This window comes from Advenella sp., assembly GCF_052108595.1.
Classification (GTDB): Bacteria; Pseudomonadota; Gammaproteobacteria; order Burkholderiales; family Burkholderiaceae_B; genus Advenella.
The window spans coordinates 1-25,859 of the sequence record NZ_JBQEAU010000061.1; the positions used below are offsets into that span (position 1 = coordinate 1).

Consider the following 25,859-nt stretch of genomic DNA (forward strand, 5'->3'; position numbering starts at 1 on the left):
ATCAATATTACAGTGGCGACCCACTTTTCCCAGGCGGGTTTTATCCGCAGAATGGCGATGCAATGGGCTGCGCTCTCGGTCGTGCCCGATGGTGTTCTTCTGTGCACCGATGCGGACTCGCGACCAGATATTGACTGGGTGTCCGCCAATCTGGCACAGATTGCTGCCGGCTATGATCTGGTGTGTGGCGATATTTTGCTGGACCAGTCACATCCGCAGTATGAGCAAATCTGCGCCATTCATCGAAAGAACACGCTGGAAGGACAGTATCGGCAGACCTGCCTTGAATTGATACATCAACTGGACCCGGATCCGGATAATACCTGGCCACACCACAATCAGGTTTCCGGCGCCAGTCTGGCTATTCGCAGACTGGTCCATGATGTTGTTGGCGGCGTTCCGGCAGTACCGCTTTCTGAGGACCGGGCGTTGGCGCAGCGAGTGGCTCTGCATGACTATCGCATTTGCTATTGCGGCCAGGCCAAAGTGGTCACTTCCTGTCGCATGGACGGAAGGGCGGAAGGCGGTATGGCACAGGCGCTACGTATCCGGGCAGGCAGTGGGGATTTTCTGATCGATGAAGCACTGGAGCCTGCGCATCTGGTGCTGCTGCGCGCGGGTGCCCGAGCGTCAGCGCGGCGGATGTGGCAGCAGGGACAAAGTTGTCATGACCTGTACGCGTTCCTGAATATCGAATCCTCACGTTACGATGCGCTGGACAATATCAGGCAATTCGGGATGTTGTGGCAACAGCTTGAGCAGCATGCGCACTGCTTGCGACGGGAACGCGTGTTGTACAGCCAGTTGCCCGTTCAACTCCAAAGAGTTAAGGCCATGTTGATGCAAGTGGGTGAGCTTGATATGGCTTGAAGAAAATGATTTTTTAGTGCGCCTGTTCAGCGTTTACGCAAACCGAATGTGAACATTTTTTGCAGACATTCACCGCGTCGATATCAGGAAATTTAATGATGAAATGGATTCTGGCTATAAGTATTCTTGCAGTGTACGCGAACACGATTCTGTTCATTGTGAGCTGGGGGCTGAAATGGTCTGTGCTGTTTGTTAACTGGAGAAAGAGCAGGTTGCAGGCAACGACACCTGTCGATAAGCTGGTCGCCACACGCGCAGACTACCCGGGAGTATCGGCGGGCCGTGGCGCAGCGTATTTTTCTGTCCATTTGCCCACGCACAACGAGCCCCCCGATATTGTCATCAAGACAATCGATTCCATTCTCGCATCCAATTATGATGATTTCGAATTGCTGGTGATTGACAATAATACGAACGATCCTGATTTATGGATGCCGGTGAGTGATCACTGTATGGAAAAGGGCGCGCGGCTGCGATTCTATCACCGCATCAATGTTGCCAATGCCAAGGCTGGCGCACTGGATATTGCACTGGAACTGCGCAATCGCAGGGCTACGCACGTTGTGATTGTAGATGCTGACTATACCGTGGACAGAGATTTTCTGACTCGTGCATCAAACCTGCTGGCGCAGAACGAATACGACTATCTTCAGTTTCCCCAGTCTTATCGGGGGCAAGGGGCTGCAGGATTGAAATATGAACTGGGTCTGTATTTTGCGACTGTGACCAGAGCCGCCGATGCGGCCAATACCATGCTGTTGACCGGCACGTTGTCGGTGATTGCGGTCAAGGCGCTTCGTACGTTGGGCGGATGGAAAACTTCTACACTAACCGAGGACGCAGAAATCGGGCTCCAATTGCATATGCGTGGATTCCGTGGTCGCTATATTGCGCAGTCGGCCGGCGCGGGCTTGCTGCCGTTTACCTTTTTTGATTTGGAAAAACAGCGGGAGCGCTGGATTCACGGTAATTTCCAGGTGCTTACCCGGTATTTCACCCGGATTATGACCGTGAAAAAAAACTATCTTCTGCCGATTCTGTCCCAGCTGTCAGCCTGGTTTGCCTTTTTACTGATACCCATGGTCTTTATGCTCCTGATTCCGCTCTTTGCGGGCTATGGACCCTTGTCCAATGCCGCCGCAGTGGCGCTGGCAATTGCAGCAACAACAATTATTCTTGATTTTGTGTCACGGTTTGTCTTTATCCGGCTTTCCGGCGTGGGCACAAAGCTGACTGAAGTGCTCGATACGTTTGTCGTTTCCTGGGCGCTTGCAGGAAGAAGTTCGCTGGCCACCTTTACCGGGAATTTGCCAGCCGCCAGAATATTTCATCGCACCAACAAGAGTATTTGCGACGAATCGGCAGAGGTACGCAGCACAACCACGACGGTGGTGGCCGTTCTCGGGGCCATGGCGATTCTTCAGGGTTTGCTGATGGCCCAACCAACGGTTGTGGTGGCAGGAATGTTGTCAGTGCTTATGCTGCCTTTTCAATGGCTGGCCAGCAGGCGGTTGCTGCGCTACCGCAATCATTTTCGGGTACGTTAAGGGTCGCTATTTTGTTGCGTCACATGGCAATGACGCGCTGGGGCTGTTTTTGCCTGCTGCACCGGCTAACTTGCCAGGCGGATCCACCTGGCTGGCCTGCCTGGTTAATCGGCCTGACTAATGGCGGTTTCCTGAATGGGAATGATCGCCAGCTTGGTTCTAGCCGTCTTTTCAGGCGTCGCCGTCTGTTCCTGGCTGATCAGACGGTCCAGTCCCTTGCGAAACTTGATCGGGCCGCCATCGAGCTTCAGATTGATGAATGGCGTGCGGCGATTGTCCATGCCCTTTTGTACGGCGCCCAGCACGATCCGGTCTTCTTCAAATGCCTTGCGTACGCCTTCGGCAAATTGGCGCGACACGTCTGCATCATTGGGACTGAAGTTTCTAAGCTGGAACCAAAAGTAGCGCGTGGTCTTTTCGTCGACGGGCGTCAGAAAATTATAGGAGTCCATCAGAAATACATCGGGATGGGTCGCCGCTTCGTCGCCGCCGGTGCCAGCAGGCGTAAAGACGGCCTTGATGATGGCGTGTGACGGATAGCGCACTTCGTAATGCTGCTTGCGATCGCAGTTGCCGGTGAACTTGACGAACTTCGCATAGAAAGGAGCAACTTCCGTGTCATACATCCAGCGCGAGACGATGACGCCGTTATCAGTCACCGTTGTGGTCAAGGGTTCGTTCACACAGGCGCTGTTGCCGAACGAACTGCGGTGTACCCAGGCCACATGCGAAGGGTCCAGCAGATTGTCGGTCATGTACAGGTAGTTGCATTCGACCATCATTGCGTCGCCCTGATTGATTCCCCAGTCAGGATGGCCATACTCTGCAATATGCGGGATCAGGGAAGCGTCAGCTTTTTCTGCGTCGCCCATCCAGACCCAGACCAGACCGTATTTTTCGGTTGTGGCAAAATTCTTGACGGTGGCTGCACGGGGAATTTTTGCGCCCGGGGCGAAAATACAGGCGCCCTGGCCGTTGAAGGTCAGCCCGTGGTAGCCGCATTCAACGGCGTCATCGATGAGCCGGCCCATTGACAAGGGCAGTTTACGGTGCGGGCAGGCGTCTTCAAGGGCGACGACCTGACCGTCCTGCTGGCGATAGAACACCAGATATTCATTGAGCAATTGCAATGGATAAAGCTCATGGACAATGTCGTGGCTCCATGCCGCGACATACCATGCATTCTTCAGAAACATGAAAATCTCCGTTTATTCCGGCCGTTTCAGAGCCGCCATATAACGCTCGACATATTCGTCAAAGCTTTCGTTGTCGGACGCTTCTATCGCCGCTTGTTCCTCAAGCGATTTTTGCACGCTGGCGCGCATTTTCTGCTCGGTGTCGGCAGACAGTTCATCAAAGCGAAGCTCGTCGGACAGGCGCTGGCTTTGCAACTGGGTATAGTCGGCAAAACTCAGGCCGCTGTCGCGAAGCTCCTGCAGGATACGGGCTGAGGGCGTGGCAGAGACGTCATCCAGTTTGTGACGCTGCTCCTGGATCGCCGCGCTGTATTGCGTGGTGCTGAAAGCGATATCCAGTTCCTTGGCGTACAGTGCAATCTGGTCGAGCAATTGATTGCCCCAGGCCGGGATGGAAATGTCTTCGCCGTTGCTGGTCAGGCGCAATGAGGGGTCGCGGCCGCGGTTGACTACGTCGGTGAAATTGGCCTGGCTTTCTTCACAGAAACCGTCGTAAGGGAAAAGCCGGCTGTCATGTACGGCACAGAACAGCAGGAACGCGTCCATGAAATGACAGGTTGCGTTTGAAATACCGACAGCGCTGAAAGGATCAATATCCAGGCAGCGGATCTCGACGTACTGGATGCCACGCTCCATGAGCGCCGTAATGGGTCTTTCGCCACGTGCGGTGGTGCGCTTGGGCCGAATCGTTGAGTAGTACTCATTTTCGATCTGCAGCACATTGGTGTTCAGTTGAATCCACTGACCGTCGCGATGGGTGCCCAGCGCCTGATACTCGGGCCAGGGTTGCGTGACGGCGTGATACATTTTCCTGATGAAGGTAGACAGGTCGTTGTAGCACATTCTCAGCCCAGCCTGTGCATCGTTCTGGTAGCCCAAGTCGCTCATGCGCAGGCTGGTGGCGTAGGGCAGATACAGCGTGTCGTGATCCAGTTCGCGCAAGGGGTTGGGCCGATCGCCCAGAAATGACCGGGGGACTGCGGGCGACGCGCCGAACAGATACATGAGCAGCCAGTTATAACGGGTGAAATTGCGGATCAGTCCCATGTAGCCGACAGACTGGCGCTCAGTCTCTGTTGCGCCATCGAGATCAAGAATCTGCCACAGCGAGTCGGGCAGTGAAAAATTGTAATGCAGTCCGGCAATGCATTGCATGGTGCGGCCATAGCGCTCAGCCAGGCCGCGACGATACACATGGCGCAGCATGCCGCTGTTGGATTTTCCGTAAGTTGCAATGGGAATCTGGTCGTCGGCAGGCAGATGCCCTGGCATCGACTGCATCCAGATGCTTTCGGACGGGAACTGGCGGGTGGCAAAGCGGTGTACGTCGGTCAGCTCTTCGAGCAGACCGTCCACTGAAGTATGTGTCCCGGTAATCAGCTCGATCAGCGCTTCCGAATAATCGGTCGTGATATTCGGATGGGTCAGCGCGGAGCCCAGAAGAGTACTGTGCGGCGTGGTGGCGAGCGCGCCATCACGGTCGATCCGTAGCCCTTCGCGTTCAATTCCGCGTAGAATATGAGTTAGCGAGTCTCGATGCTGCTGTAGTGTGGTCATGCGCTGCACAAGTCGTCCTGAGATATCTCTGAAATCAATAATTGCTGATTTTAAGGGAGTTCCGCAGCTTTTCAGTTTTAAACGGTTTGTTTCGAATTAATTAATTTGGGTGGTGCAGGTGATCAAACGTCTGGCTCTTGTTTTTTTCATGGTTTTGTTGGCAGGTTGTTCGCCAAAATACGATTGGCGCGAAGTGTCTACCGCTGGTGGGCGGGTCCAGGCGATTTTTCCTGATAAGCCGCGCAGCGAATCGCGCACTACGGAAATCGAAGGGGTGTCATATCCCTTTACCATGGACATGGCGTTGGTGGACGATCAGGTATTTGCGGTTGTCTACAGTTTGTTGCCGGAGGCAAAGCAGGACGAGGCCAGTACGCGCAAGGCGGGTGAGGCACTGCTTCGCTCGATATACGCCAGCATGAATGAGACGTTGCCCGAGCCGTTGCCGCCATTCGGACAGAAACTGACTTTCAGAAAAGCCGTGGGCAACGAGAATGCAAGCGTCTACGTCAAGGTATTTGCGGGCAGTGGCGTGATTGCCCAGGCCTACGCGGCCGGTCAGGACAACACGCTGAAAGAGTCGGTTGCGGACGAATTTCTGAACGGCATGACGCTCCGATAACGGCCTGTCTGCTGGTTTTTAAAATGATACAATGCTGTAAAGGTCGGCGCCGATTTGTCTGATCCGCTTGCGGGCGCCTCAAAAATCCCGCTAAAAAGGTCCGTATGGTCTCACAACATTCTACTTCACAGCAGTCTGTGGGCGTGGTTACGCCCCAATTTCTTCAGTTCGATCAACCGCTCACGCTCAGCAGTGGCCAGGTGTTACCGTCGTACACGCTCGCCGTGGAAACCTATGGTACGCTCAACCCCCAGCGCAGCAACGCCGTGCTCGTCTGTCATGCGCTCAATGCGTCGCATCATGTTGCAGGCGTGTCGGCCACCGACGCAAAAGACGTTGGCTGGTGGGACAATATGGTCGGACCTGGAAAGCCGGTGGACACGAATATCTATTTCGTCATCGGGGTCAATAATCTGGGTTCGTGCTTCGGCTCGACCGGGCCGGCCTCGATCGACCCGGCGACGGGCAAGCCCTGGGGATCAACCTTCCCGGTCGTGACGGTCGAAGACTGGGTGAGGGCCCAGGCCCGGGTCGCAGATCACTTCGGCATTGACCGGTTTGCTGCGGTCATGGGTGGTTCGCTGGGGGGGATGCAGGCGCTGAGCTGGGCCATTGAGTTGCCCGAGCGCATCGCCCATTGTGTGGTGGTCGCCAGCACCACTAATCTGTCGGCACAAAATATTGCCTTTAACGAAGTGGCGCGGCGCGCGATTATCAGCGATCCCGATTTCCATGGCGGCAATTATTATGAATACAATACCGTGCCCGCACGCGGCCTGTCCGTCGCGCGCATGGTGGGACATATCACCTATCTGTCAGATGACGACATGGCCGAAAAATTCGGGCGCGCAAAACGCAATCCGACGGAGGACGGGCAGTTCCGGTTCGGCTACGATGTCGAGTTCGAGGTCGAGTCCTATCTGCGTTATCAGGGCGAGAAATTTTCCAGATATTTTGATGCCAACACCTATTTGCTGATTACGCGGGCGCTGGATTACTTCGATCCGGCCAGCAAACATGGCGGCGACCTGACCGAAGCCCTGCGTCCGGCGCAGGCTGAATTTCTGACGGTGTCTTTTTCCACCGACTGGCGCTTTCCGCCGGAACGTTCGCGTGAACTGGTAAAGGCGCTGCTCAAAAACGGGCAGCCGGTTACCTATGCCGAAATTGACGCACCACATGGACACGATGCGTTTCTGCTCGACGACCCGCGCTACCATGCAGTGGTCAGGGCGTACTATCAGCGCATTGCCGACAGCCTGAACCTGACGGCGGTGCAACTTGATCAGGAAGCAGCATGACGACAACGACAGAGCAAAAAAAAGTACGCGCCGACCTATTGCGCATTGCCGGCTGGATTCGCGACGACTCCCGGGTGCTTGACCTGGGGTGCGGAGACGGTATGCTGCTTGCCCATTTGCAGAGCCGGTGCGGCGTCACGGCGGTGGGGGTGGAAAAGGAAGACGCCCAGGTTATCGCCTGCGTCAACAAAGGGGTGCGCGTGATTCAGCAGGACCTGGAGGAAGGCCTGGCCATGTTCGATGACCGGCAGTTCGATACGGTTGTGCTTTCCCAGACCTTGCAGGCTGTCGTCAACACCGAACATATTTTGAAGGAAATGGGACGCGTTGCACGCTATGGCGTGGTGTCGTTTCCCAACTTCGGCCACTGGACGCATGGTTTGTCCATACTGACCGGACGCATGCCGGTTACCGGTCAGATGCCCTATGAGTGGTATAACACACCCAATATTCATTTATGTACGCTGAAAGATTTTGAGGATCTGGCCCTGCGCCTTGGATTCCGGATTCTGGAGCGTGCCACCTTCCGGGAAGAAACCGAGATCTCCCTGTTGCCCAGTCTGCGCAGTACGCTGGCGGTTTATCATTTCGAGACCGACAGAAAGCCTACGCCATGATAAACCTGATCCGCCCGTATCTGAGCCCGCGAGTCTATCCGCTGTTGCTGCTGGGCCTGGCCAGCGGGCTGCCGCTAGCGCTCACGGGCGGAACATTGCAGGCCTGGGCCACGGTCGAAGACGTGCCGCTCACCGAAATTGGTTTCCTGACATTGGTGGGCGCAGCCTATACATTCAAGTTTTTGTGGGCGCCTTTTATTGACCGCTATGTGCCGCCTTTCATGGGAAGGCGTCGCGGCTGGATGGCCTTGTCGCAGATCCTGCTGGGTCTGACCATTTGCGGCATGGGCCTGCTGGACCCGTCGCGCTCGCTGTTCTGGCTGGCGGCGCTGGCCACGTTGGTGGCGTTTCTGTCGGCAACCCAGGATATTGCATTTGACGCCTACAGTGCCGATGTGCTGCGCCATGAGGAGCGCGCAGCAGGGGCGGCGATACGGACACTGGGCTATCGCATTGGCATGGTGGTGTCGGGCGGGCTGGCCATCTGGCTGGCTGCCGTCTGGATGGGCTGGAGCGGCATGTATATCTTCATGGGCCTGCTGATGTTCAGTGCCGCGGTGCTGACCTGGCTGGCACCCGAGCCCGAGGCGGCCGGGGCCAACGTCGCGCCGCGCACCTTGTATGATGCGTTCACCGTCCCGTTCCAGGAATTCTTTTCGCGCAAGGGCGCCATCAGTATTCTGGCGCTGATTGTACTGTACAAGCTGGGCGATGCCTTTGCGGGTGCGTTGTCGACCACGTTTCTGATCCGCGGCGCCGGGTTTTCGCCGGAAGTGGTCGGCTCCGTCAACAAAATTCTTGCGGTGGTGGCAACCATCGTTGGTGCGCTTATCGGTGGCGGCATCATGGGCAAGCTGGGGCTGTACCGCTCCCTGATGCTTTTTGGTCTGTTGCAGGCGCTGTCCAATTTGATGTATATGATGATTGCACTGCATCCCCAGAACCTGCCCCTGATGGCGCTGGGCGTGGGTTTCGAGAATCTCTGTGGCGGCCTGGGGACGGCCGCGTTCGTCGCCCTGTTGATGGCGTTATGCCATGTGCAATTTACCGCCAGCCAGTTTGCGCTGTTATCGGCCTTGTCGGCCGTTGGCCGCGTATTTGTCGCGGGGCCGCTGACGCCGCCGATTGTAGAGGCCTATGGCTGGCCGGCTTTTTTTGTATTTACTTTTTTTATAGCGTTGCCGGGACTGCTGGTCCTTTGGCTTATGCGTGCCGGAATAAAGGCGCTGGAAAAAGATCCATCACCGGCACCCGAGACCGGCGCTTGAACGAGACGAACGATGAACCTGACTTTAAAGGGCGTGCTTAAAACGGCAACGCCATGGTGCAGCCTATTGGTGCTTTCTTCAGCGATGGCACAGACGCCTGCCCAGCCGGAATCTGTAACGGGTGGCCGGCCAACCGGCAGCGTGTCCACCACCCGCGGTACCATGGCCGACCCCGGACAGATACCGAACGCCCAGGCTCCGGCCAAACCACCCAAACCGACACCGGCTGCGCCGGCCAAACCGGTCAACGGTGAAAACCGCATTCCGGTGGGAACGCCAGGCTCCCTGCAAGCCAGGTTGGCGGCCTGTACCATGTGTCATGGCGCCACTGGCGTGCAGGGGGCTGATGCCTTCTATCCCCGCATTTCCGGCAAGCCGGCGCAATATCTTTATCAACAGCTGTTGCGTTTCCGCGAAGGGCGTCGTGAATACCTGCCCATGAAACGCCTGCTGGTCACCCTGTCTGATGAGTACTTGTATGAAATTGCAGTCTGGTTCAGCAAGCAGACACCCGAGTATGCAACAGTGACGCCGCCGCGCGTATCGCCGCTTATTTTGCAGCAGGGCGAACAATTGGTTCTCCACGGCGCTGCAGAGCGCGGCATTCCCGCCTGTGTGGCCTGCCACGGAGACAACCTCAAGGGCATGCAGCCGGGCATCCCGGGCCTGACCGGCCTGTCCAACGAGTATATTACGGCGCAGATGGGGGCCTGGCAGTATGGCATCCGTCATTCGGTGGAGCCCGATTGCATGGGCGATATCGCCAGGAAAATGACCTCGGCCGAGGTGCAGGCTGTCTCGGCATGGCTATCCAGCCAGGATCCCCGTTTGCCGGGGACGATTAATGAATCGGCCAAAACGCCGGTGACCTGTGGGATTCAGACCGTGTCGGGAGCGCAGCAATGAAATGGCTTTCAAGAATTTGTGCTGCCGTAGTGGTGATCGGTCTGGTTGTAGCCGGCCTTATGTATTGGCTGGGTTCGCGCGATGGCCCGCTGGTGGCATCCGCACTGCCCAAGGGTGAGGCGTCTGCAGCGGTGATTGCGCGGGGAAAATATCTGACCCAGATCGGCAATTGTGTCGGGTGCCACACGGCAGTGGACACACCGGAATTTTCCGGCGGCAGCGGCCTGAAGACCGAGTTTGGTACGTTTTTCGCACCGAATATTACGCCCGATGCGCAACATGGAATCGGCAACTGGACCGCCGACGATTTCTGGCACACCCTGCACAACGGCAAGGCGCCGGACGGCTCCTTGCTGTACCCGGCCTTTCCGTACCAGAGTTATTCGCATCTGAGCCGGGCCGATACCGATGCCATTTACAGTTACCTGAAAACCTTGCCGGCCAGCGATCGCCAGGCGCCCGCTCATGAGCTGCAGCAACCGTTCAATATGCGTTTTCTGCTGGCGTTCTGGCGTGCGCTGTATTTCCGGCCTGCTGATGCCGTGGCGCGCACCGAGCCGTCGGATGATGCGCTGGTGCGCGGCAGGCATCTGGTGGAGGGCGTGGCGCACTGCGCAGAATGCCATACACCGCGCAACAGCCTGGGAGGCATGGACCAAAGCCGTTTCCTGCAGGGCGGAAAAATGACAGATGGCATATGGTATGCGCCCGCACTGACAGGTGATACCGATGGCGGACTGGGAGTATGGAGTGCTCAGGATATTGCGCATTTGCTATTGACCGGTGCATCCGTGCATGGCGCCGTGGTTGGCCCGATGAGCGAAGCATTGCGCGGGGTTCAGTATCTGAATCAGCAGGATGTCTCCGATATTGCTGTTTATCTGAAATCATTGCCTGCCGCCGGCATCAAGATCGAACGTAGTGGAGATGTCAACGACACACTGTATTCCATGGGCAAAAAAATCTATGGACAGTATTGTGCTGCCTGTCATCAGGCCGATGGCAAAGGCGTGGAACAGGCATGGCCTGCGCTTGACGGCAATAGCCTGGTACGCGGACGGGATGTGACGGGGCTGTTGCGTGTGATCATGGATGGCGGGTTTACGCCCACGACGGCCCAAACCCCGCAACCTTATGGCATGCCGCCATTCCGTCATTTTCTGAACGACCTGGAAATAGCGGCAGCGGCCACTTACATTCGCAATACCTGGGGTAATGAATCGGGCGGGGTCAATCAACGCGAGGTCAATCGCGTGCGCAATATGGATTGAGGGCGATCAGATTGGCGGGTGATGATTTGACAGTCGATCAATTGATGGCCGGAGCGCGTGCGCAGGCCGGCCTGGATTGGTTGTTGTAGCCGGCCGCTGAACCGCCAGGACTCAATAGTGACGTCGGCGTGTCGTGCCGCGCGCCGTTGGCGCCGGTGTTGGCGTTGCCGCAATTAGCGCTGCCGTTGAGTGTTGCGTATCAATGGGCTGACGGGAACTACCGGTTCGGCAGCTCCCGGGTTTTGCTGGTCAGCCTCTTGCTACCGGCTCCAGCTTCCAGTCATAATCGATGGTCAACGGGGCATGATCCGAGAAGCGTTCATCCTTGTAAATGGATGTGGCGATGGCTTTTTCAGCAATGCCTGGCGTGGCGATCTGGTAATCGATACGCCAGCCTACGTTCTTTGCCCAGGCCTGGCCGCGATTACTCCACCAGGTGTACTGATCCGGTTCTTCGTTGACCTTGCGAAAAACGTCCACGAAGCCGCGGCGGTCAAACACATCTGAAATCCAGGCGCGCTCCTCCGGAGTGAAGCCGGAGTTTTTGAGATTGCCTTTCCAGTTCTTCAGGTCGATTTCCCGGTGCGCGATATTCCAGTCGCCGCAGATTATGTAGTTATGGCCGGTTTTCCGATGGTCTTCCATCATGGCGTCAACCCAGGGCCCGAAATGCTCCAGGAAACGGAACTTGGCGGCCTGCCGCTCGTCTCCGCTGGAACCCGAAGGCAGATAGGCGCTGATGATGGTCAGGTCCTTGAAATCTGCACGCAAGATCCTGCCTTCACGATCGAATTCATCGCAGGCCATGCCGGCACTGACATTGGCATCGTGTTTCAGATACAGGCCTACACCGCTGTAGCCCTTTTTCTCTGCATGGCAGAAGTAGCCGGTGTAATTGAGCGGGTGACGCAGTTCGTCGATGAGGTCCGCATCCTGGATCTTGATTTCCTGCAGACAGATGACATCTGCATTATGATTTTCCATCCATTGAGCCAGCCCCTTGCGGAAGGCGGAACGCAGGCCGTTGACATTGAGTGAGGTAACACGAAGCACGGGGAATCCTTTTTGATGAATCAGCGCGAGCCCTATTGTAGCGCCTGAGGCGGGATCGCCACAATCGCTGATCGCGGGTCATTGTTTGCGCCAGTACGGGATTGGCGCCGCAGCGATCGTGATCATCATGTTCACCACACCAGCGAACTGTCGTTACCAGCGCTGCGAGCGCCTTGGGGTCAGTCGGGACGGCGACAAGCCATGTGTCGATAGCATGGGGTTATGACATATGTAATAACTGCGCCGTATCGCCATGGTTGCTCATGGGCCGAGGGATCGCCCATCAGGCGCATCAGGACGCCGGCGTTAAGGCCGATCCTGCGTAGCGGCCTGTAGGCCTGCCGGTCAGGCAGCGTGCCCGGTCTGCTTGCGTGGCCATACCGCCGCTGTAATGATCAGTACAGCGCCCAGTGCCATTTTCAGCGTGGGCTGTTCGTTGAACAATACCATGGCAAAGGCGATGGCATAAACGGGTTCGAGGGCAATAATGAGACCGGCACTGCGGGCGGGAATGCTGCGCAGGCTATGGACAAATAGAAAATGCGAGAGCGCTGTGCAGATCACGCCCAGTACGATCAGCCACAGCAGGCTGCTATCGGACAGCATGGCCATGCCACCCAGCCCCAGCGGCAGGCAAAGAAGCAGTACGACCAGATTCTGCCAGAAGGCGATCTGTATGGCGTTGAGCCGGCCAAGCGTGCGGTTGATGAGGGCTAGTGCGGCAAAGGTAATGGCGGAGATCACGCCCCAGAACAGGCCGATGGTGCCTGCATTGTTCAGGTCTATCGCAGGCGTCACCAGAATCAGCCCGCTGATCACCAATACCACCAGGATCCAGTCCATGAGATTGACCTGATCCTTGAGCACCAGTCGCTCCAGCAGCGTAATAAAGGCGGGAAAACTGGCAAAACCCAGGGTGGCAATGGCAATGCCGCCGGTTTTGACGGCCATGAAAAAGGTCACCCAGTGAATCGTCAATGCCAGCCCGGAACAAAGCAGGGACACGTAGCTGCGGCGGTCAAGGCCGCGCATGATCGAGGTTTTAAGGCACAGTGCAACGGCATACAGGGCCAGCACGGCAAACAGGGCCCGACCGAATGTAATGGTCATGGGGCTGGCGTGAATCACATGGCCCAACACGCCGGTGAGTCCGAAAAAAACGGCGGCGATGTGCGCGCTGGTCAGGCCTTTTTGTCGCGGTGTCATGTCAGGGGTGTTCGCTCGGGCAAACCCGTATTGTGGAGATCGGCGAGGCATTTGGCAAGCGTTTGGCGCCTGATTCAGTTCATTGACCATGAGAATGGTTCGTTACCATTCTCATGGCTGCGAGCAGCCCTCCCGGTCGCGCCGCTTGCCTAAGTGGGTGTCTGGCTGAAGCGGAAGCTGGACGCCGTGATGGAACCGAAGGCATGCGCTTCGTGGTATGACAGCGTGGCCGGATCCTGCTGCGCGGCGCCGGCAGCGACCATCAGGGGAATCAGGTGGTCTTCGTGGGCGTGAGCCAATCTGGCCGAGGGCGCCTGCTCCCAGTGAAGCAGGCCGTTTGCGCGTTGCTCAGGATTGCTGCCCACGACGGTTTGCTGCAGCCAGGCGTCAAACTGCGCAGATGGCTGTGCGCCGCGCTCATCCAGAAGGCGCAGATTGTGATAGCTCAGGCCGCTGCCGATAATCAGCACGCCTTCCTCTCTGAGTGGCGTCAGCAACTGGCCCAATTGCAGATGAAATGCCGGATCATAATCCTTGCGGATGGAAAGCTGCACCATGGGAATATTTGCCTGGGGAAAGGCCACGGCCATGGGTACGAATGCGCCGTGATCGAAGCCACGCTCGGCGTCCTGTGCAATAGCGATGCCACCAGCCTGCAGCAAGGTCTGCACGCGTGCGGCCAATGCCGGGTCGCCGGGTGCCGGATATTGCACCGCGTAGGTATGCTCGGGAAAGCCATAATAATCGTACAGCATGCCCGGTTGCGCGGCGGTGCTTACGGTGACTTCATCTGTAATCCAATGAGCCGATACCATCAACACGGCCTTTGGCGTTGCCGGCAACTGTGCCGGCAGGCGCTGCAGCGAGTCGTGCAACGCGGCGTACATGGGTTTCCATTCCTCAACCCAGGGCCACGGGCCGCCGCCGTGCGAAATAAAATAAACAGGCATTGTCATCATCATCTCCGTAAGCTTAAATGTACAGGCGGGCAGATCGGTCGTCTTGCGCTGTGCAGGATGTCCTCCGGCGTCGGGCCGGACAGGATATAGCCGCAGGTGTACAGGCCCGATTGGCTGGGCGAAAAAATCAAAAAGTGGAAAGAAAAACCTGCTGCGCTGCCCCTTGCGGGGAGCGGATGCAGTAGCCCGGCACGTTGATGGTCAATGTCGATCCGGCAGGCTTGGCTCAGTCGGGACCGGCTGTGCCCGGGCGTATGGGGTCGGAAGGTCGTTTTAGGCTTTGCGGCTGCTATCGATACTGAAGGTGCCAGGGCCTGCCGCAGCAATGAACAGGAAGATGAAGCAGTAAAGCACGGCGGTTTCGCCGCCATTCATGAGCGGGAACAGTGCATTGCCCTGAGGCGCATGGGCGTAGAAATAGGCAACTGCCGTCATGCCAGAAGCGATGAACGCTGCAGAACGGGTGAACAGACCAAGAATAAGCAAAATCCCGGCAACCAGTTCGATCATGCCGGCGATGCCAGGCATGGACAATGCTTGCAGGTTGTCGAACATTGCAACATGAGGGACATGGAAGTATTTGGCGGTGCCATGCAACACCAGGGTGTAGCCGGACACGATACGGAGCAGGGCAAGGGCGTAGGGAACCAGATGGTCTGTTTTCATGATTAATCCTTAGGTCAGGTAAATAATCGATACGGCGGATGCCTGATATGACTTTATCGGTAATTGCAAAAAATCACAATTGAACAATGAACTCGCCGGGCTGGTACCGCATCGGATAATGTATGAAACAGTGTAATCGTATGTCATCAGGAAATATATACTGATATTATTAATAAACTATTTCCTATAAGGAAATGATAAATGCAGCATATTTGCGACGGTAATGTGCAATCGGCCACGGTCGGATATGCAATTGCACTGGGTATGAGGGAGTTTTCGTATGGATACGCTACTGAGTATCAAGGTGTTCTGTGAAGTGGTGCGTGCCGGCAGTTTTGTGGGCGCGGCCCGGCATTTGGGGATATCCAATCCCATGGCAAGTAAACATATTGTGCATCTGGAGCAGCAGGTGGGCGCACGCCTGTTGCATCGCACCAGCCGCAGGTTGAGCCTGACCGAGGCCGGTCAGCTGTACTATGACAAATGTGTTGATGCCCTGGATGTGCTGGATCAGGCCGAGGCGGCGCTGGGCGATCGTCAGGGGGAGCCCAGTGGTGTGCTGCGGGTCACCGCGCCGGTATGGTTCGCCAGCAACCGTATCGCCCAATTGCTGGTGCAATACCAGAAGCGATATCCCAGGGTGGTGCTGGATCTTTACCTGACCAATAGCAAGATCGAACTTGCCCAGGCCGGGATGGATCTGGCAATACGGGTCACGCATGAGCCGGAACCGCAATTGATCGTGCGCAAGATCGGGACTGTCCGGCTGATGCTGGTATCCAGCCCGGACTACATCAGTCGCATGGGCCAACCACAGTCCGTTCAGGATCTTGAGCGGTACGGCGCGGTCATGCCCAATTATCGCGATCGCAATGATTATCTGCTGCAGGGGCCTGCAGGCATGATGAAGTTCAGCCTGCATAGCCTGATGAAGTTGAACGACACGACATTAAGTCGCGAACTGGTGTTGGCCGGCATGGGCATTGCCATGCTGCCGGCCTGGCTGGTGGAGGATGATTTGCGCCAGGAACGCCTGTTGCGCCTGCTGCCCGATCATGACAGCCCGCCGCTGGATATTTTCGCCAGCTACATCAGTCGCCAGTATCAGACCGGAAAAGTGCGCAGCTTTATTGATTTTTTCTCTGCTGCCATGGCGCCGTAGGGCGCGCTTGCTTTATCATTGCGGGGTCTACAACATATCGATATTTCAGCAGGAACACCATGTCTTCTCAGAACCGTCTTGATTTTGTCCGATTCGCCTCGCAGGAAGGGGTCTTGCGCTTTGGGCAGTTCAAAGTAAAGTCCGGGCGCCTTAGTCCCTATTTTTTCAACGCCGGCCTGTTCAATACCGGCAGATCGGTCGGCGAGCTTGGTCGATTCTATGCGCAGGCATTGCTCGATTCGGGACAGGGCTTCGATATGTTGTTTGGCCCTGCCTACAAGGGTATCCCGCTGGCGGCGGCCACGGCCATTGCACTGGCTGGTCAGGGGCCGCAAGCGGCCGATGTGCCGTTTGCCTTCAACCGTAAGGAAGCCAAGGCCCATGGCGAGGGCGGTACACTGGTGGGCGCGCCGCTACAGGGACGTGTCGTGATTATTGACGATGTGATTACCGCCGGTACGTCGGTACGCGAATCCGTGGAGATCATTCGTGCTGCCGGCGCCACGCCAGCAGCCGTGCTTATTGCGCTTGACCGGATGGAGCGCGCCGGCGCCGATGATGCGCTGTCGGCCCATTCTGCCGTGCAGGATGTGCAACAGAAGTACGGGATGCCTGTCATTAGCATCGCATCGCTGGACGATATCATGCAATTGCTTGATGAGGATGCAACGTTTGCCCAGTATCAGGCAGCGGTGTCGGCCTACCGGAACAAATACGGGATTGCCGGCTGAATACAGCAATAAGCCGAGAGGCTTTCTGCGGCGCTTGCCGCAGATACCTGCTGCAGTGGTCGGTTGGTGGACCACTGCAGCATATCCTGAACGGTCAGCCCAGTTTTTCCTTGAGCATTTGGTTGACCTGGGCCGGATTGACCTTGCCCTTGCCGGCCTTCATGACCTGACCGACCAATGAATTGAAGGCTTTTTGTTTGCCGGCGCGGTATTCTTCAACGATGGCGGGGTGGGCAGCAAGCACGTCATCGATCAGTGTGCCAATGGCCCCGGTGTCACTCACTTGTTTGAGCCCGCGCGCCTCGACAATAGCATCGACATTGCGGTCATGTTCGCCAGCCCACATGGCGGCAAACACCTCACGACCGGCCTTGTTTGACAGCGTGCCGTCGGCAATACGCTGAACCAGTCTGGCCAGGTCTTCGGGCGTGACCGGACTGTCGACAATCTCGCGCTCTTCCCGGTTCAGGGATGCGGCCAGCTCTCCCATGATCCAGTTCGATGCCAGCTTAGCCTGTTCGGCAGGCAGGCGCGCCATGGTCGCTTCGAAAAAGTCGGAGACGCCGCGCGTGACGGTAAGCTGGGCTGCGTCGTAAGCGGGCAGGCCCAGTTCGGTTTCGTAGCGCTCACGTCGCAGCACGGGCAACTCGGGCATGTTGGCACGGACCTGTTCGATCCATTCGTTGCTGATAATGAGTGGTGGCAGGTCCGGGTCAGGAAAATAACGGTAGTCGTGCGCGTCTTCCTTGGTCCGCATGCTGCGTGTCTCATCGTTCACGTCATCGTACAGTCGGGTTTCCTGGATAATGGTGCCGCCATCTTCCAGAACGTCGATCTGCCGGCGGGCCTCGAACAGAATGGCGCGCTCCAGGAAGCGGAACGAGTTGACGTTTTTGATCTCGGTACGTGTGCCGAATTCCTTCTGGCCGACCGGCCGCACCGAGACGTTGGCGTCGCAACGGAACGAGCCTTCCTGCATATTGCCGTCGCATATGCCCAGCCAGACCACCAGGCCGTGCAGGGTTTTTGCATATTCGACCGCTTCGGCAGCGGAACGCATTTCCGGCTCGGTTACGATCTCCAGTAGCGGCGTGCCGGTGCGGTTCAGGTCGATGCCGGTAGCCGGCTCGCCCTGCGGGCCCTTGAACGTATCGTGCAGCGACTTGCCGGCATCTTCTTCCAGATGCGCCCGCGTCAGGTTAACGGTTTTTTCTTCATCGCCAACAAAAAAGCGGATTTTGCCGCCCACGACGACCGGAATTTCAAATTGGGTAATTTGGTAGTTTTTCGGCAGATCGGGATAAAAATAGTTTTTGCGTGCAAAGATCGAGCGGGGCGATACGGTGCCGCCGACCGCCAGGCCGAAGCGGATGGCGCGATCGACCGCGCCCCGGTTCATGACCGGCAGGCTGCCGGGCAGGGCCAGATCGACACAGTTGGCCTGGGTGTTGGGCGCAGCGCCAAAGGCGGTGCTGCTGCCCGAGAAAATTTTGGATTGGGTAGATAACTGGGTATGGGTTTCCAGTCCGATAACGATTTCCCACTTCATGATTGAATATCCGGTGTGCGTGTGTGCCAGTCTGTGTGCTGCTGGAAGCAGTCGGCTACGGCCAGCAGGCGACCTTCGTCAAAATAATTGCCAATGATATGCAGGCCGACCGGGCGCGTGCCGTTTCGACCGAAACCACAAGGGACCGACATGGCTGGCAGGCCAGCCAGACTGACGCCCAGGGTATAAATATCGGCCAGCCAGTCGGCGGTCGGGTCCTCGTTGTTGTCGCCAATATTCTTGGCAACATCGGGGGTGACTGGCCCCACAATGATGTCGCACTGGGTGCTGAGCGCCTGGTGAAAATCGTCCACGATCAATCGGCGGATACGCTGCGCCTGCAGGTAGTAGGCATCGTAGTAGCCTTGAGACAGCACGTATGAGCCGATAAGGATGCGTCGCTGGACTTCGGCGCCAAAGCCTTCGGCGCGCGAGCGGCTGATCATTTCATCAATATTGCGATAGGCCGTGGCGCGATGCCCGTAGCGCACGCCATCGTAGCGGGACAGGTTGCTGGATGCTTCGGCAGGGGCAATGACGTAATAGGCAGGAATGGCCAATTCAGTGTTGGGCAGGGAAATGTCCACCCTGACCGCACCGAGTTTTTCAAGTTCGACCAGTGCGGCCTCAACGGCAGCGGCGACTTCGCTGTTGAGGCCGGCGCCGAAATACTCGCGCGGCACCCCGATGCGCAAGCCCTGCAGTGGCCGGGCGCCGCCGTCGCGGTAGCCGGCGCTTGCCTTGTCAAAGGCCTGCTGCACACGTCCTGCGACATTGGGCGTACCCAGGCAGTCCTGCAAGCTGGTCGAATCCATGGGGTCGAAACCGCTGATGGTATCCAGTGCCGTGACCAGGTCTTTGGCGTGACGGGCCAGCGGGCCGGCCTGATCCAGGCTGGAGCCAAAGGCAACCATGCCGAACCGGGAGACCGTGCCATAGGTGGGCTTGATGCCACTGACACCGCATAGGGCTGCAGGCTGACGCACTGAGCCACCGGTGTCGGTGCCGGTAGAGATTGGCACGATGCCAGCCGCCACGGCGACTGCCGAACCACCCGACGAGCCTCCGGGCACTGCCTGCGGATCCCAGGGATTACGGCAGACGCCGAACGCCGAGTTTTCATTGCCGGAACCCATGGCGAATTCATCGCAGTTGAGCTTGCCGACATTGACCGCGCCGGCGTTGGCCAGATGCGTGACCACAGTGGCGTCGAACGGGCTGACATAATCCTTGAGCATAAGGCTGCCGGCCGTGGTGCGCCACTGGCGCGTTACGAATACATCTTTATGGGCGATCGGAATGCCGGTGAGGGCGTGCACATCGCCGCGTGCGATGCGCTCGTCGGCGGCACGCGCCTGGGCGAACGTCAGTTCGGGATCAATGTGCAAAAATGCATTCAGGCTGGCGTGCTGGCCGGCACGATTGAGTGCGGCCTCTGCCAGCTCGACGGCACTGACCTGTTTGCCGTCCAGCGCCTGGCGCAGTCCGGACAGACTGAAACTGGAAATATCGGTCATGGTTACTCGATTACTTTGGGAACTAGAAACAGACCTTCTTCCTGGGCCGGGGCGTTGGCCATGAGCCGGGAGCGGGTGGTCTCGGAGGGGATTTCGGTGACGGCGTCTTCGCGCAGACGCAGGGCAATGTCCTGGATAGCCGACAGCGGATGGGCCAGCGGTTCGACCCCCTGGGTGTCCACAGCCTGAAGCTTTTCAATAAGACCAAGAATGCTGTTCAGATCGGTGAGCGCCTGCGCCTGTTCTGCCGGATCCAGTTCGAGCCGGGAGAGGCGGGCAATGCGGTTCACATCGTTTTCGGTAAGGGCCATAAACGCTTGTTTTTCAGAAATTAATTGAGTCGCCGGATACATCGCGTGAAGGTTGTCTGAAAATAGTCAGCGGTTTGGGAAAAACAGTCTGCAAAAACAATAAATCACGCGATCGAAAAGTAATTATACGTTATGATTACGTGTTCACTCGTTCAAACCCGTGTGTTGAGCCCTTTTGCGCTCCGCAAAACCTTCCTCTGACCCTATTTTAAACTGAGCGATTATGTTCGGATTTCTAAGAAGCTTTTTATCCACCGATATGGCCATTGACCTGGGTACGGCCAACACCCTGATCTATGTGCGCGGCAAAGGCATTGTGCTTGATGAGCCATCGGTTGTCGCCATTCGCACCGAAGGCGGTTCCAACGGTCGCCAGATCATTCAGGCCGTCGGCCATGCCGCCAAACAGATGCTGGGCCGGGTGCCCGGCAACATCGAGGCCATCCGGCCCATGAAAGACGGTGTGATCGCCGACTATTCAGTGACCGAACAAATGTTGCGTCAGTTCATCCGCATCGTGCATCCGCGCAGCCTGTTTACCATGAGCCCGCGCATCATCGTGTGTGTGCCTTGCGGTTCAACCCAGGTGGAACGCCGGGTGATTCGCGAATCGGCCCAGGGCGCAGGCGCCCGTCAGGTCTTCCTGGTCGAAGAGCCCATGGCGGCAGCCATTGGCGCCGGCCTGAATGTATCCGATGCCAGCGGTTCGATGGTTGTCGATATCGGGGGCGGCACGACCGAAGTGGCCGTCATTTCCCTTGGCGGCATGGTGTACAAGGGGTCGGTGCGCGTTGGCGGCGACAAGTTCGATGAAGCCATCATGAATTACATCCGCCGTAACTATGGCATGCTGATTGGCGAGCCTACGGCCGAAGCGATCAAGAAAACCATCGGCTCTGCGTTTCCCGGCACCGAAGTGCGGGAAATGGAAGTCAAGGGTCGCAATTTGTCGGAAGGCGTGCCGCGCAGCTTTACCGTGTCTTCCAATGAAATTCTCGAAGCGCTCACCGAGCCGCTCAATCATATCGTCTCCGCTGTGAAAATCGCGCTGGAACAGACGCCGCCCGAACTGGGCGCCGACATTACCGACAAGGGTATTGCCCTGACCGGTGGCGGCGCGCTGCTCAAGGATCTGGATCGTCTGCTTCAGGAAGAAACCGGCATTCCGGTTGTGGTTGCCGATGAGCCCCTGACCTGCGTGGTGCGCGGGTGTGGCGAAGCGCTGGAACATATTGACAAGCTCGGCCAGATTTTTATTGACGACTAACGTCATCTGAGGGATGTAGCGCACCCGTTGCATCCTTTTCTGCTGTTGTCTTCCTGATCCTTCCGTTCCCGTTTACGGTTGCCCTATGCAGCAAAACAGTTCATTACGTTTTTTCACTCACGGGCCAGCTGCAGAGGTCAGACTTTTTTTTCTGGCTATTTTTTGTGTGGGCCTGATGATCGCCGATTCGCAAACCCGCTATTTCGAGCCGGTGCGCAAAGTGGTGTCCGTGATGCTTTATCCGTTCCAGAAAACCGCCATGTGGCCGCGCGATGCGGTCACGCAGGTGTACGACTGGTCAAATGCAGTTACCATTGCCAAACAGGAAAGCGCTGCGGTTCAGCGGCAACGCATCGAGCTGGCCCAGCTGTCGACGTACGCCGCACAGATGGCGGCAGAAAACGCCCAATTGCGACGCCTGCTCGCCGTCAAGACAACGGTGCAGACACCCTCGGTGGCTGTAGAAATCCTGTACACCTCGGTCAATCCGCTGAACCAGACCCTGGTGCTTACCAAGGGCAGCAACGACGGCATTCGCCCGGGCATGCCTGTCATTGACGAGGGCGGAGTGGTCGGCCAGATCCGGCGCGTGACGCCCTTGACCTCAGAGGCGACCCTGGTTACCGACAATAAAATTTCAGTTCCGGTCATGGTGCTGCGCAACGGCTTGCGGGTCATTGCATTTGGCTCGGGACAGACGGGCCGGCTGGACGTACGCTATCTGGGTTTGGGCGCCGATATTCGTCCTGGAGATGATCTGGTGACCAGCGGTATCGGCGGCATCTACCCGCAAGGCCTGTCGGTCGGAAAAATTGCGGCAGTCGACAACAATTCAGCTGAAGGCTTTATGCGTGCGCGTGCCGTGCCATCGGCGCATCCCGAGCGCTATCGCCACTTCCTCGTGCTGCTGGTGTCCACAGATAATCTGCCTGATATTCCGGCGTCGTTGACCGATATCTCGAACAGTACCGTGCCAAGTAGGGTGAACTGAGATGGTCAAACGTAGTCTGACCTCGCTTGAACCACTGCAACGGACCAATTATTTCTACGGTTCGAGTCCCATTTACGCCTGGATCACCATCGTGCTGACCTGGCTGGCCTCGCTGCTTCCCTGGCGTGAGTGGGAGGGGGCGCCCGATATTCTGATTCTGGTGCTGGCCTTCTGGTGCGTGCAACAGGTGCGCGGGGTTGGCTTGGCAAGTGCCCTGATCTTCGGCTTGCTGATGGACATGCATGATGCCAATGTCATGGGTGAGCACGCCCTCAGCTATGTGCTGGTGATCTTCGGCGCCATGGTGTTTCGGCGCAGGATGGTGCAATTCGGTTTCATCAGCCAGATGCTGCAAATGCTTCCCGTGTTTTTTCTGGCGCCATTTCCCGGCCATCTGCTGAACGCGTGGCTGCAAGGCGCCTGGAGCGGCTGGACATGGCTGCTGTCGGGATTGATTACAGGTGTGATGTGGGTTGTGGCCGATCTGATTCTCAAGCTACCGCTGCGACCGGTAGACGATAACGAAACGCTGAACTGACGGGAAACGGGCTATGTTCGAATTCCGCAAGCGTTCCACCATACAGCGAAAGAAAATCCGGTTGCGCGTGCTGATCGCGCTGGTGTTTGTGCTCGGTTGCTTCGGGCTGCTGATTGACAGGTTGTGGGTGCTTCAGGTTGAACGCTACCAGGGGCTGGCCGAACGCGCAGACCGTAACCGTATTGCACTGGTGCCCATCGCCCCACGGCGTGGCGATATCGTTGACCGCAATGGGACAGTGCTGGCGCGCAGCTATCGGGACTATACGCTGGAAATCGTACCGGCCCAGGTAAAAAAACTGGATGAACTGATCAGCCAGATCAGCAAGGTCATTGCGCTGACGCCCCTGGATGTCCGCCGCTTCAAGCGGCGTATGGGCCAGACGACGCGCTACGCCTCGGTCATGCTGCGCGGTAATCTGACCGATGATGAAGCGGCCATCTTTGCCGCTCACTCCTTTCGTTTTCCTGATGTCAATCTGCGTGCCCGCTGGGTGCGCGAGTATCCGCAGGGCGAGTCGGCTGCGCACGTGGTGGGCTATGTGGGCCGTATTTCCGAAAAAGACCAGGAGCGTCTGGAGCGCGATGGCGTCGAGGGCAATTATCGTGGCACCGATGTGATCGGCAAAAAGGGGATCGAAGCCAGTTATGAAGCGGTGCTTCATGGCAAGACGGGTTGGGAAGAGGTGGAGGTAGCGGCATCGGGCAAGCCGGTGCAGGTCTTAAAGCGTATTGATCCGATACCGGGAGACACGCTGCATTTGTCGATTGACCTTGGCCTGCAGAAAATGGTCGAAGACCTGTATAACAAAGGCTTTGTCAAGGAAGGCGTACCCGAGCGCGGTGCGCTGGTTGCCATTGATCCGCGCAACGGGCAGGTTCTGGCCTATGTGTCGGCGCCATCGTATGATCCGAATCTGTTTATTGATGGCATTGACGTGGAAAACTGGCGCCGGCTGGCTGACTCGCCCCAGCATCCGCTGATTGATCGTCCGGTGTCGGGCACATTTCCTATCGGATCCACTTACAAGCCGTTTGTGGCATTGGCTGCGCTCAAGCTGGGTGTGCGTGATCCCAATGCCCGCATTCCTGATCCCGGCTATTTCGAATATGGCAACCAGCGTTTTCGCAATGCGGGTGGTGCTGCCTACGGGCCGACCAATATGCACAGGGCGCTGGTCGTGTCCTCCGATACGTACTTCTTCAGCCTGGGCCCGTTGATTGGCGTGGATGCGCTGCATGACTTTTCTCTGATGTTCGGATTCGGACGCAAGACCGGAATTGATCTGAATTACGAGAAGATCGGTATTTTGCCCTCGCGCGAGTGGAAGAAAAAAGCCTTCAAGGACCCGCGCCAACAGCGCTGGATTCCCGGCGAGACGATTTCGGTCGTAGTGGGCCAGGGGTACAATTCATTTACCATTATGCAACTGGCGCAGGCAACATCTACGCTGGCGGCGGACGGCAAGTATATTCGTCCGCATCTGGTCAGTGAAATGGAAAACACTGTCAACAAGACACGCACGCCAACGGTCAGGCAGCCCGACTATCAGATTCCGGTGAGCCAATCGTCGATTCAGCTGGTCAAGGACGCGCTGGTCGAGGTAACCCGCCGTGGGACGGCCAAGCGCAGTTTTGCCGGCGCCGCTTATGAGTCTGCCGGCAAAACCGGTACGGCTCAGGTATTCAGTCTGAAGGGATCAAAATACAATTCGCGCACTCTGAAGCGCACTCTATGGGATCACGCGCTATATATGGGTTTTGCGCCAGCCAAGGAGCCGAAAATCGCCGTGGCGCTGATTGTTGAGAACGGCGGCTGGGGCGCCAGTGTTGCGGCGCCCATCGCCCGCAAGGTCTTTGATTACTGGCTCTCGCCAACGCGTTCGGCCCAGGTCGATTCGGCGCCCGTGCTGGAGCTGGACAGCGAGGAGCCTGCCGAAGATACGTCGCCTGATGTGCTGGTGCCGCAAGAGGTGCCGGCCAATCCCGAAGACAAGGCGCCGGAACATTTGCCCGATATTCTTGCGCCGGTCGGCAATGGCAGTGGCCGCAATGGCGCCGAACAAAGGCAGAATAATGAATAAATTGATGGACTGGATCCTGCGGGCCTTTCGCGCCTTTGATTGGCCGCTGCTACTGATTCTGGTTATTTTCTGCATGCTGGGCATGACTGTCATGCACTCTGCCGTTGGCGGAACCGACTGGCGTTTTGCCAGCCAGGCACGCAATTTTCTGCTGGCTTTTTTTGTCATGTGGTTCGTGGCGATGATCCCACCGTCACGCATCATGAAGTTTGCCATCCCGCTGTATATTATTGGCGTGCTGATACTGATAGCTGTACTGCTGGTAGGCATTACCAGCAAGGGTGCGACGCGATGGCTCGATATCGGTGTTACGGTCATTCAGCCATCCGAAATGATGAAAATCATCGTGCCGTTGATGCTTGCATGGTATTTCGATAAACACCGCTCCGAGTTGCGGGTGGTGGATTTTCTGATTGCCGGCGTGCTGCTGCTGGTGCCGTTCATGCTTATCATTCGGCAGCCCGATCTGGGGACCGCGCTGCTGGTGCTCAGTACTGGTTTTTTCATCATCTATTTTGCCGGCTTGTCGTTCAAGCTGATTGTGCCGGTGTTTGTGCTGGGTGTCGTGACAATTGCAGTGATCCTGTACTATGAACCGATGCTGTGCAGCCCTGATTTTGACTGGGTCGTTCTGCACGACTATCAGAAGCATCGGGTGTGCACGTTGCTTG

At 57.2% G+C, this 25,859-nt stretch carries 23 protein-coding genes, 1 pseudogene and 1 riboswitch; of the genes and pseudogenes, 15 read left to right on the forward strand and 9 right to left on the reverse strand.

Features of this window, described 5'->3' with window-relative positions; all coding sequences use genetic code 11:
• Nucleotides 1-870 (forward strand): annotated as a pseudogene (locus ACTIKR_RS12075) (hypothetical protein); the annotation flags it as partial.
• 95 nt (nt 871-965) lie between these two features.
• Complete coding sequence (locus ACTIKR_RS12080) at nt 966-2,417, forward strand: glycosyltransferase family 2 protein (RefSeq protein WP_442327952.1); 1,452 nt, start codon at nt 966-968, stop codon at nt 2,415-2,417.
• A 104-nt stretch (nt 2,418-2,521) separates the two neighbouring features.
• Here ACTIKR_RS12080 and ACTIKR_RS12085 read toward each other — a convergent pair whose 3' ends face one another.
• The gene (locus ACTIKR_RS12085; protein WP_442327953.1) at nt 2,522-3,613 is read right to left on the reverse strand and encodes an aromatic ring-hydroxylating dioxygenase subunit alpha; all 1,092 of its coding nucleotides are present in this window, start codon (nt 3,611-3,613) and stop codon (nt 2,522-2,524) included.
• 12 nt (nt 3,614-3,625) lie between these two features.
• Nucleotides 3,626-5,194: a glutamate--cysteine ligase gene (gene gshA / locus ACTIKR_RS12090; RefSeq protein WP_370540248.1), complete on the reverse strand. Its 1,569-nt coding sequence runs from the start codon at nt 5,192-5,194 to the stop codon at nt 3,626-3,628.
• A gap of 169 nt (nt 5,195-5,363) precedes the next feature.
• On the opposite strand from gshA, the gene ACTIKR_RS12095 reads away from it, so the two are divergent.
• From ACTIKR_RS12095 to ACTIKR_RS12120, 6 genes are all read left to right on the forward strand, one after another.
• The gene (locus tag ACTIKR_RS12095) at nt 5,364-5,792 is read left to right on the forward strand and encodes a hypothetical protein (protein WP_193089621.1); all 429 of its coding nucleotides are present in this window, start codon (nt 5,364-5,366) and stop codon (nt 5,790-5,792) included.
• Nucleotides 5,793-5,828: 36 nt separating this feature from the next.
• A riboswitch (SAM riboswitch) is annotated at nt 5,829-5,907 on the forward strand.
• On the forward strand, nt 5,897-7,093 hold the full coding sequence (gene metX / locus ACTIKR_RS12100; RefSeq protein WP_193089622.1) for a homoserine O-succinyltransferase MetX: 1,197 nt from the start codon (nt 5,897-5,899) through the stop codon (nt 7,091-7,093). It overlaps the preceding riboswitch by 11 nt.
• Complete coding sequence (gene metW, locus ACTIKR_RS12105; protein WP_193089623.1) at nt 7,090-7,710, forward strand: methionine biosynthesis protein MetW; 621 nt, start codon at nt 7,090-7,092, stop codon at nt 7,708-7,710. Before metX ends, metW begins: the two co-directional genes overlap by 4 nt.
• Nucleotides 7,707-8,978 carry an AmpG family muropeptide MFS transporter gene (locus tag ACTIKR_RS12110; RefSeq protein ID WP_442327954.1) on the forward strand — a complete coding sequence of 424 codons (1,272 nt, stop codon included), beginning with the start codon at nt 7,707-7,709 and terminating at the stop codon, nt 8,976-8,978. Before metW ends, ACTIKR_RS12110 begins: the two co-directional genes overlap by 4 nt.
• 12 nt (nt 8,979-8,990) lie before the next feature.
• Nucleotides 8,991-9,884 carry a c-type cytochrome gene (locus ACTIKR_RS12115; protein WP_442327955.1) on the forward strand — a complete coding sequence of 298 codons (894 nt, stop codon included), beginning with the start codon at nt 8,991-8,993 and terminating at the stop codon, nt 9,882-9,884.
• Complete coding sequence (locus ACTIKR_RS12120; protein WP_442327956.1) at nt 9,881-11,155, forward strand: c-type cytochrome; 1,275 nt, start codon at nt 9,881-9,883, stop codon at nt 11,153-11,155. The genes ACTIKR_RS12115 and ACTIKR_RS12120 overlap by 4 nt, the downstream gene beginning before the upstream one ends.
• A gap of 249 nt (nt 11,156-11,404) precedes the next feature.
• Here the strand turns inward: ACTIKR_RS12120 and ACTIKR_RS12125 are convergent, their stop codons facing one another.
• The 4 genes from ACTIKR_RS12125 to ACTIKR_RS12140 form a co-directional block, all read right to left on the reverse strand.
• Entirely contained in the window at nt 11,405-12,208 is an 804-nt protein-coding gene (locus ACTIKR_RS12125; protein ID WP_193089627.1) for an exodeoxyribonuclease III, read from the reverse strand.
• A gap of 345 nt (nt 12,209-12,553) precedes the next feature.
• Nucleotides 12,554-13,414: a DMT family transporter gene (locus ACTIKR_RS12130; RefSeq protein ID WP_193089628.1), complete on the reverse strand. Its 861-nt coding sequence runs from the start codon at nt 13,412-13,414 to the stop codon at nt 12,554-12,556.
• A 149-nt stretch (nt 13,415-13,563) separates the two neighbouring features.
• Nucleotides 13,564-14,370: a DODA-type extradiol aromatic ring-opening family dioxygenase gene (locus ACTIKR_RS12135; RefSeq protein WP_370540245.1), complete on the reverse strand. Its 807-nt coding sequence runs from the start codon at nt 14,368-14,370 to the stop codon at nt 13,564-13,566.
• A gap of 276 nt (nt 14,371-14,646) precedes the next feature.
• Nucleotides 14,647-15,039: a DoxX family protein gene (locus tag ACTIKR_RS12140; RefSeq protein WP_193089629.1), complete on the reverse strand. Its 393-nt coding sequence runs from the start codon at nt 15,037-15,039 to the stop codon at nt 14,647-14,649.
• Between the two features lie 280 nt (nt 15,040-15,319).
• On the opposite strand from ACTIKR_RS12140, the gene ACTIKR_RS12145 reads away from it, so the two are divergent.
• Together ACTIKR_RS12145 and pyrE are read left to right on the forward strand one after the other, a co-directional pair.
• Nucleotides 15,320-16,201: a LysR family transcriptional regulator gene (locus ACTIKR_RS12145; protein WP_193089630.1), complete on the forward strand. Its 882-nt coding sequence runs from the start codon at nt 15,320-15,322 to the stop codon at nt 16,199-16,201.
• 59 nt (nt 16,202-16,260) lie between these two features.
• A complete protein-coding gene (gene pyrE / locus ACTIKR_RS12150; protein ID WP_193089631.1) occupies nt 16,261-16,932 on the forward strand; it encodes an orotate phosphoribosyltransferase in 672 nt (223 codons plus the stop codon).
• 94 nt (nt 16,933-17,026) lie between these two features.
• Here the strand turns inward: pyrE and gatB are convergent, their stop codons facing one another.
• Genes gatB through gatC form a run of 3 tightly spaced genes read right to left on the reverse strand, consistent with a single transcriptional unit; the run spans nt 17,027 to nt 20,309 of the window.
• Nucleotides 17,027-18,481 carry an Asp-tRNA(Asn)/Glu-tRNA(Gln) amidotransferase subunit GatB gene (gene gatB / locus ACTIKR_RS12155; RefSeq protein WP_193089632.1) on the reverse strand — a complete coding sequence of 485 codons (1,455 nt, stop codon included), beginning with the start codon at nt 18,479-18,481 and terminating at the stop codon, nt 17,027-17,029.
• Nucleotides 18,478-19,998, reverse strand: a complete 1,521-nt coding sequence (gene gatA / locus ACTIKR_RS12160; protein ID WP_442327957.1) for an Asp-tRNA(Asn)/Glu-tRNA(Gln) amidotransferase subunit GatA — start codon at nt 19,996-19,998, stop codon at nt 18,478-18,480. Before gatA ends, gatB begins: the two co-directional genes overlap by 4 nt.
• 2 nt (nt 19,999-20,000) lie before the next feature.
• Nucleotides 20,001-20,309 carry an Asp-tRNA(Asn)/Glu-tRNA(Gln) amidotransferase subunit GatC gene (gatC, locus tag ACTIKR_RS12165; RefSeq protein WP_193089634.1) on the reverse strand — a complete coding sequence of 103 codons (309 nt, stop codon included), beginning with the start codon at nt 20,307-20,309 and terminating at the stop codon, nt 20,001-20,003.
• A gap of 223 nt (nt 20,310-20,532) precedes the next feature.
• On the opposite strand from gatC, the gene ACTIKR_RS12170 reads away from it, so the two are divergent.
• The 5 genes from ACTIKR_RS12170 to ACTIKR_RS12190 all read left to right on the forward strand — a co-directional run.
• Nucleotides 20,533-21,576, forward strand: a complete 1,044-nt coding sequence (locus tag ACTIKR_RS12170; RefSeq protein ID WP_193089635.1) for a rod shape-determining protein — start codon at nt 20,533-20,535, stop codon at nt 21,574-21,576.
• Between the two features lie 85 nt (nt 21,577-21,661).
• The gene (mreC, locus tag ACTIKR_RS12175; RefSeq protein WP_193089636.1) at nt 21,662-22,567 is read left to right on the forward strand and encodes a rod shape-determining protein MreC; all 906 of its coding nucleotides are present in this window, start codon (nt 21,662-21,664) and stop codon (nt 22,565-22,567) included.
• A gap of 1 nt (nt 22,568) precedes the next feature.
• Nucleotides 22,569-23,105 carry a rod shape-determining protein MreD gene (gene mreD, locus ACTIKR_RS12180; RefSeq protein ID WP_442327958.1) on the forward strand — a complete coding sequence of 179 codons (537 nt, stop codon included), beginning with the start codon at nt 22,569-22,571 and terminating at the stop codon, nt 23,103-23,105.
• A 13-nt stretch (nt 23,106-23,118) separates the two neighbouring features.
• Nucleotides 23,119-25,188, forward strand: a complete 2,070-nt coding sequence (gene mrdA, locus ACTIKR_RS12185; protein ID WP_193089638.1) for a penicillin-binding protein 2 — start codon at nt 23,119-23,121, stop codon at nt 25,186-25,188.
• Nucleotides 25,181-25,859, forward strand: a 679-nt coding sequence (locus ACTIKR_RS12190) for an FtsW/RodA/SpoVE family cell cycle protein (RefSeq protein ID WP_442327959.1), incomplete at its 3' end; no start/stop codon positions are given. The genes mrdA and ACTIKR_RS12190, both read left to right, overlap by 8 nt.

Coding starts and splice junctions, on each gene's coding strand:
- ACTIKR_RS12080 (WP_442327952.1), top strand. CDS start 966: ATGATGAAATGGATTCTGGCTATAAGTATTCTTGCAGTGTACGCGAAC.
- ACTIKR_RS12120 (WP_442327956.1), top strand. CDS start 9,881: ATGAAATGGCTTTCAAGAATTTGTGCTGCCGTAGTGGTGATCGGTCTG.
- ACTIKR_RS12170 (WP_193089635.1), top strand. CDS start 20,533: ATGTTCGGATTTCTAAGAAGCTTTTTATCCACCGATATGGCCATTGAC.
- ACTIKR_RS12115 (WP_442327955.1), top strand. CDS start 8,991: ATGAACCTGACTTTAAAGGGCGTGCTTAAAACGGCAACGCCATGGTGC.
- ACTIKR_RS12130 (WP_193089628.1), bottom strand. CDS start 13,414: ATGACACCGCGACAAAAAGGCCTGACCAGCGCGCACATCGCCGCCGTT.
- ACTIKR_RS12135 (WP_370540245.1), bottom strand. CDS start 14,370: ATGACAATGCCTGTTTATTTTATTTCGCACGGCGGCGGCCCGTGGCCC.
- mrdA (WP_193089638.1), top strand. CDS start 23,119: ATGTTCGAATTCCGCAAGCGTTCCACCATACAGCGAAAGAAAATCCGG.
- gatC (WP_193089634.1), bottom strand. CDS start 20,309: ATGGCCCTTACCGAAAACGATGTGAACCGCATTGCCCGCCTCTCCCGG.
- pyrE (WP_193089631.1), top strand. CDS start 16,261: ATGTCTTCTCAGAACCGTCTTGATTTTGTCCGATTCGCCTCGCAGGAA.
- ACTIKR_RS12085 (WP_442327953.1), bottom strand. CDS start 3,613: ATGTTTCTGAAGAATGCATGGTATGTCGCGGCATGGAGCCACGACATT.
- metW (WP_193089623.1), top strand. CDS start 7,090: ATGACGACAACGACAGAGCAAAAAAAAGTACGCGCCGACCTATTGCGC.
- ACTIKR_RS12145 (WP_193089630.1), top strand. CDS start 15,320: ATGGATACGCTACTGAGTATCAAGGTGTTCTGTGAAGTGGTGCGTGCC.
- mreC (WP_193089636.1), top strand. CDS start 21,662: ATGCAGCAAAACAGTTCATTACGTTTTTTCACTCACGGGCCAGCTGCA.
- metX (WP_193089622.1), top strand. CDS start 5,897: ATGGTCTCACAACATTCTACTTCACAGCAGTCTGTGGGCGTGGTTACG.
- gatA (WP_442327957.1), bottom strand. CDS start 19,998: ATGACCGATATTTCCAGTTTCAGTCTGTCCGGACTGCGCCAGGCGCTG.
- gatB (WP_193089632.1), bottom strand. CDS start 18,481: ATGAAGTGGGAAATCGTTATCGGACTGGAAACCCATACCCAGTTATCT.
- mreD (WP_442327958.1), top strand. CDS start 22,569: ATGGTCAAACGTAGTCTGACCTCGCTTGAACCACTGCAACGGACCAAT.
- ACTIKR_RS12140 (WP_193089629.1), bottom strand. CDS start 15,039: ATGAAAACAGACCATCTGGTTCCCTACGCCCTTGCCCTGCTCCGTATC.
- ACTIKR_RS12110 (WP_442327954.1), top strand. CDS start 7,707: ATGATAAACCTGATCCGCCCGTATCTGAGCCCGCGAGTCTATCCGCTG.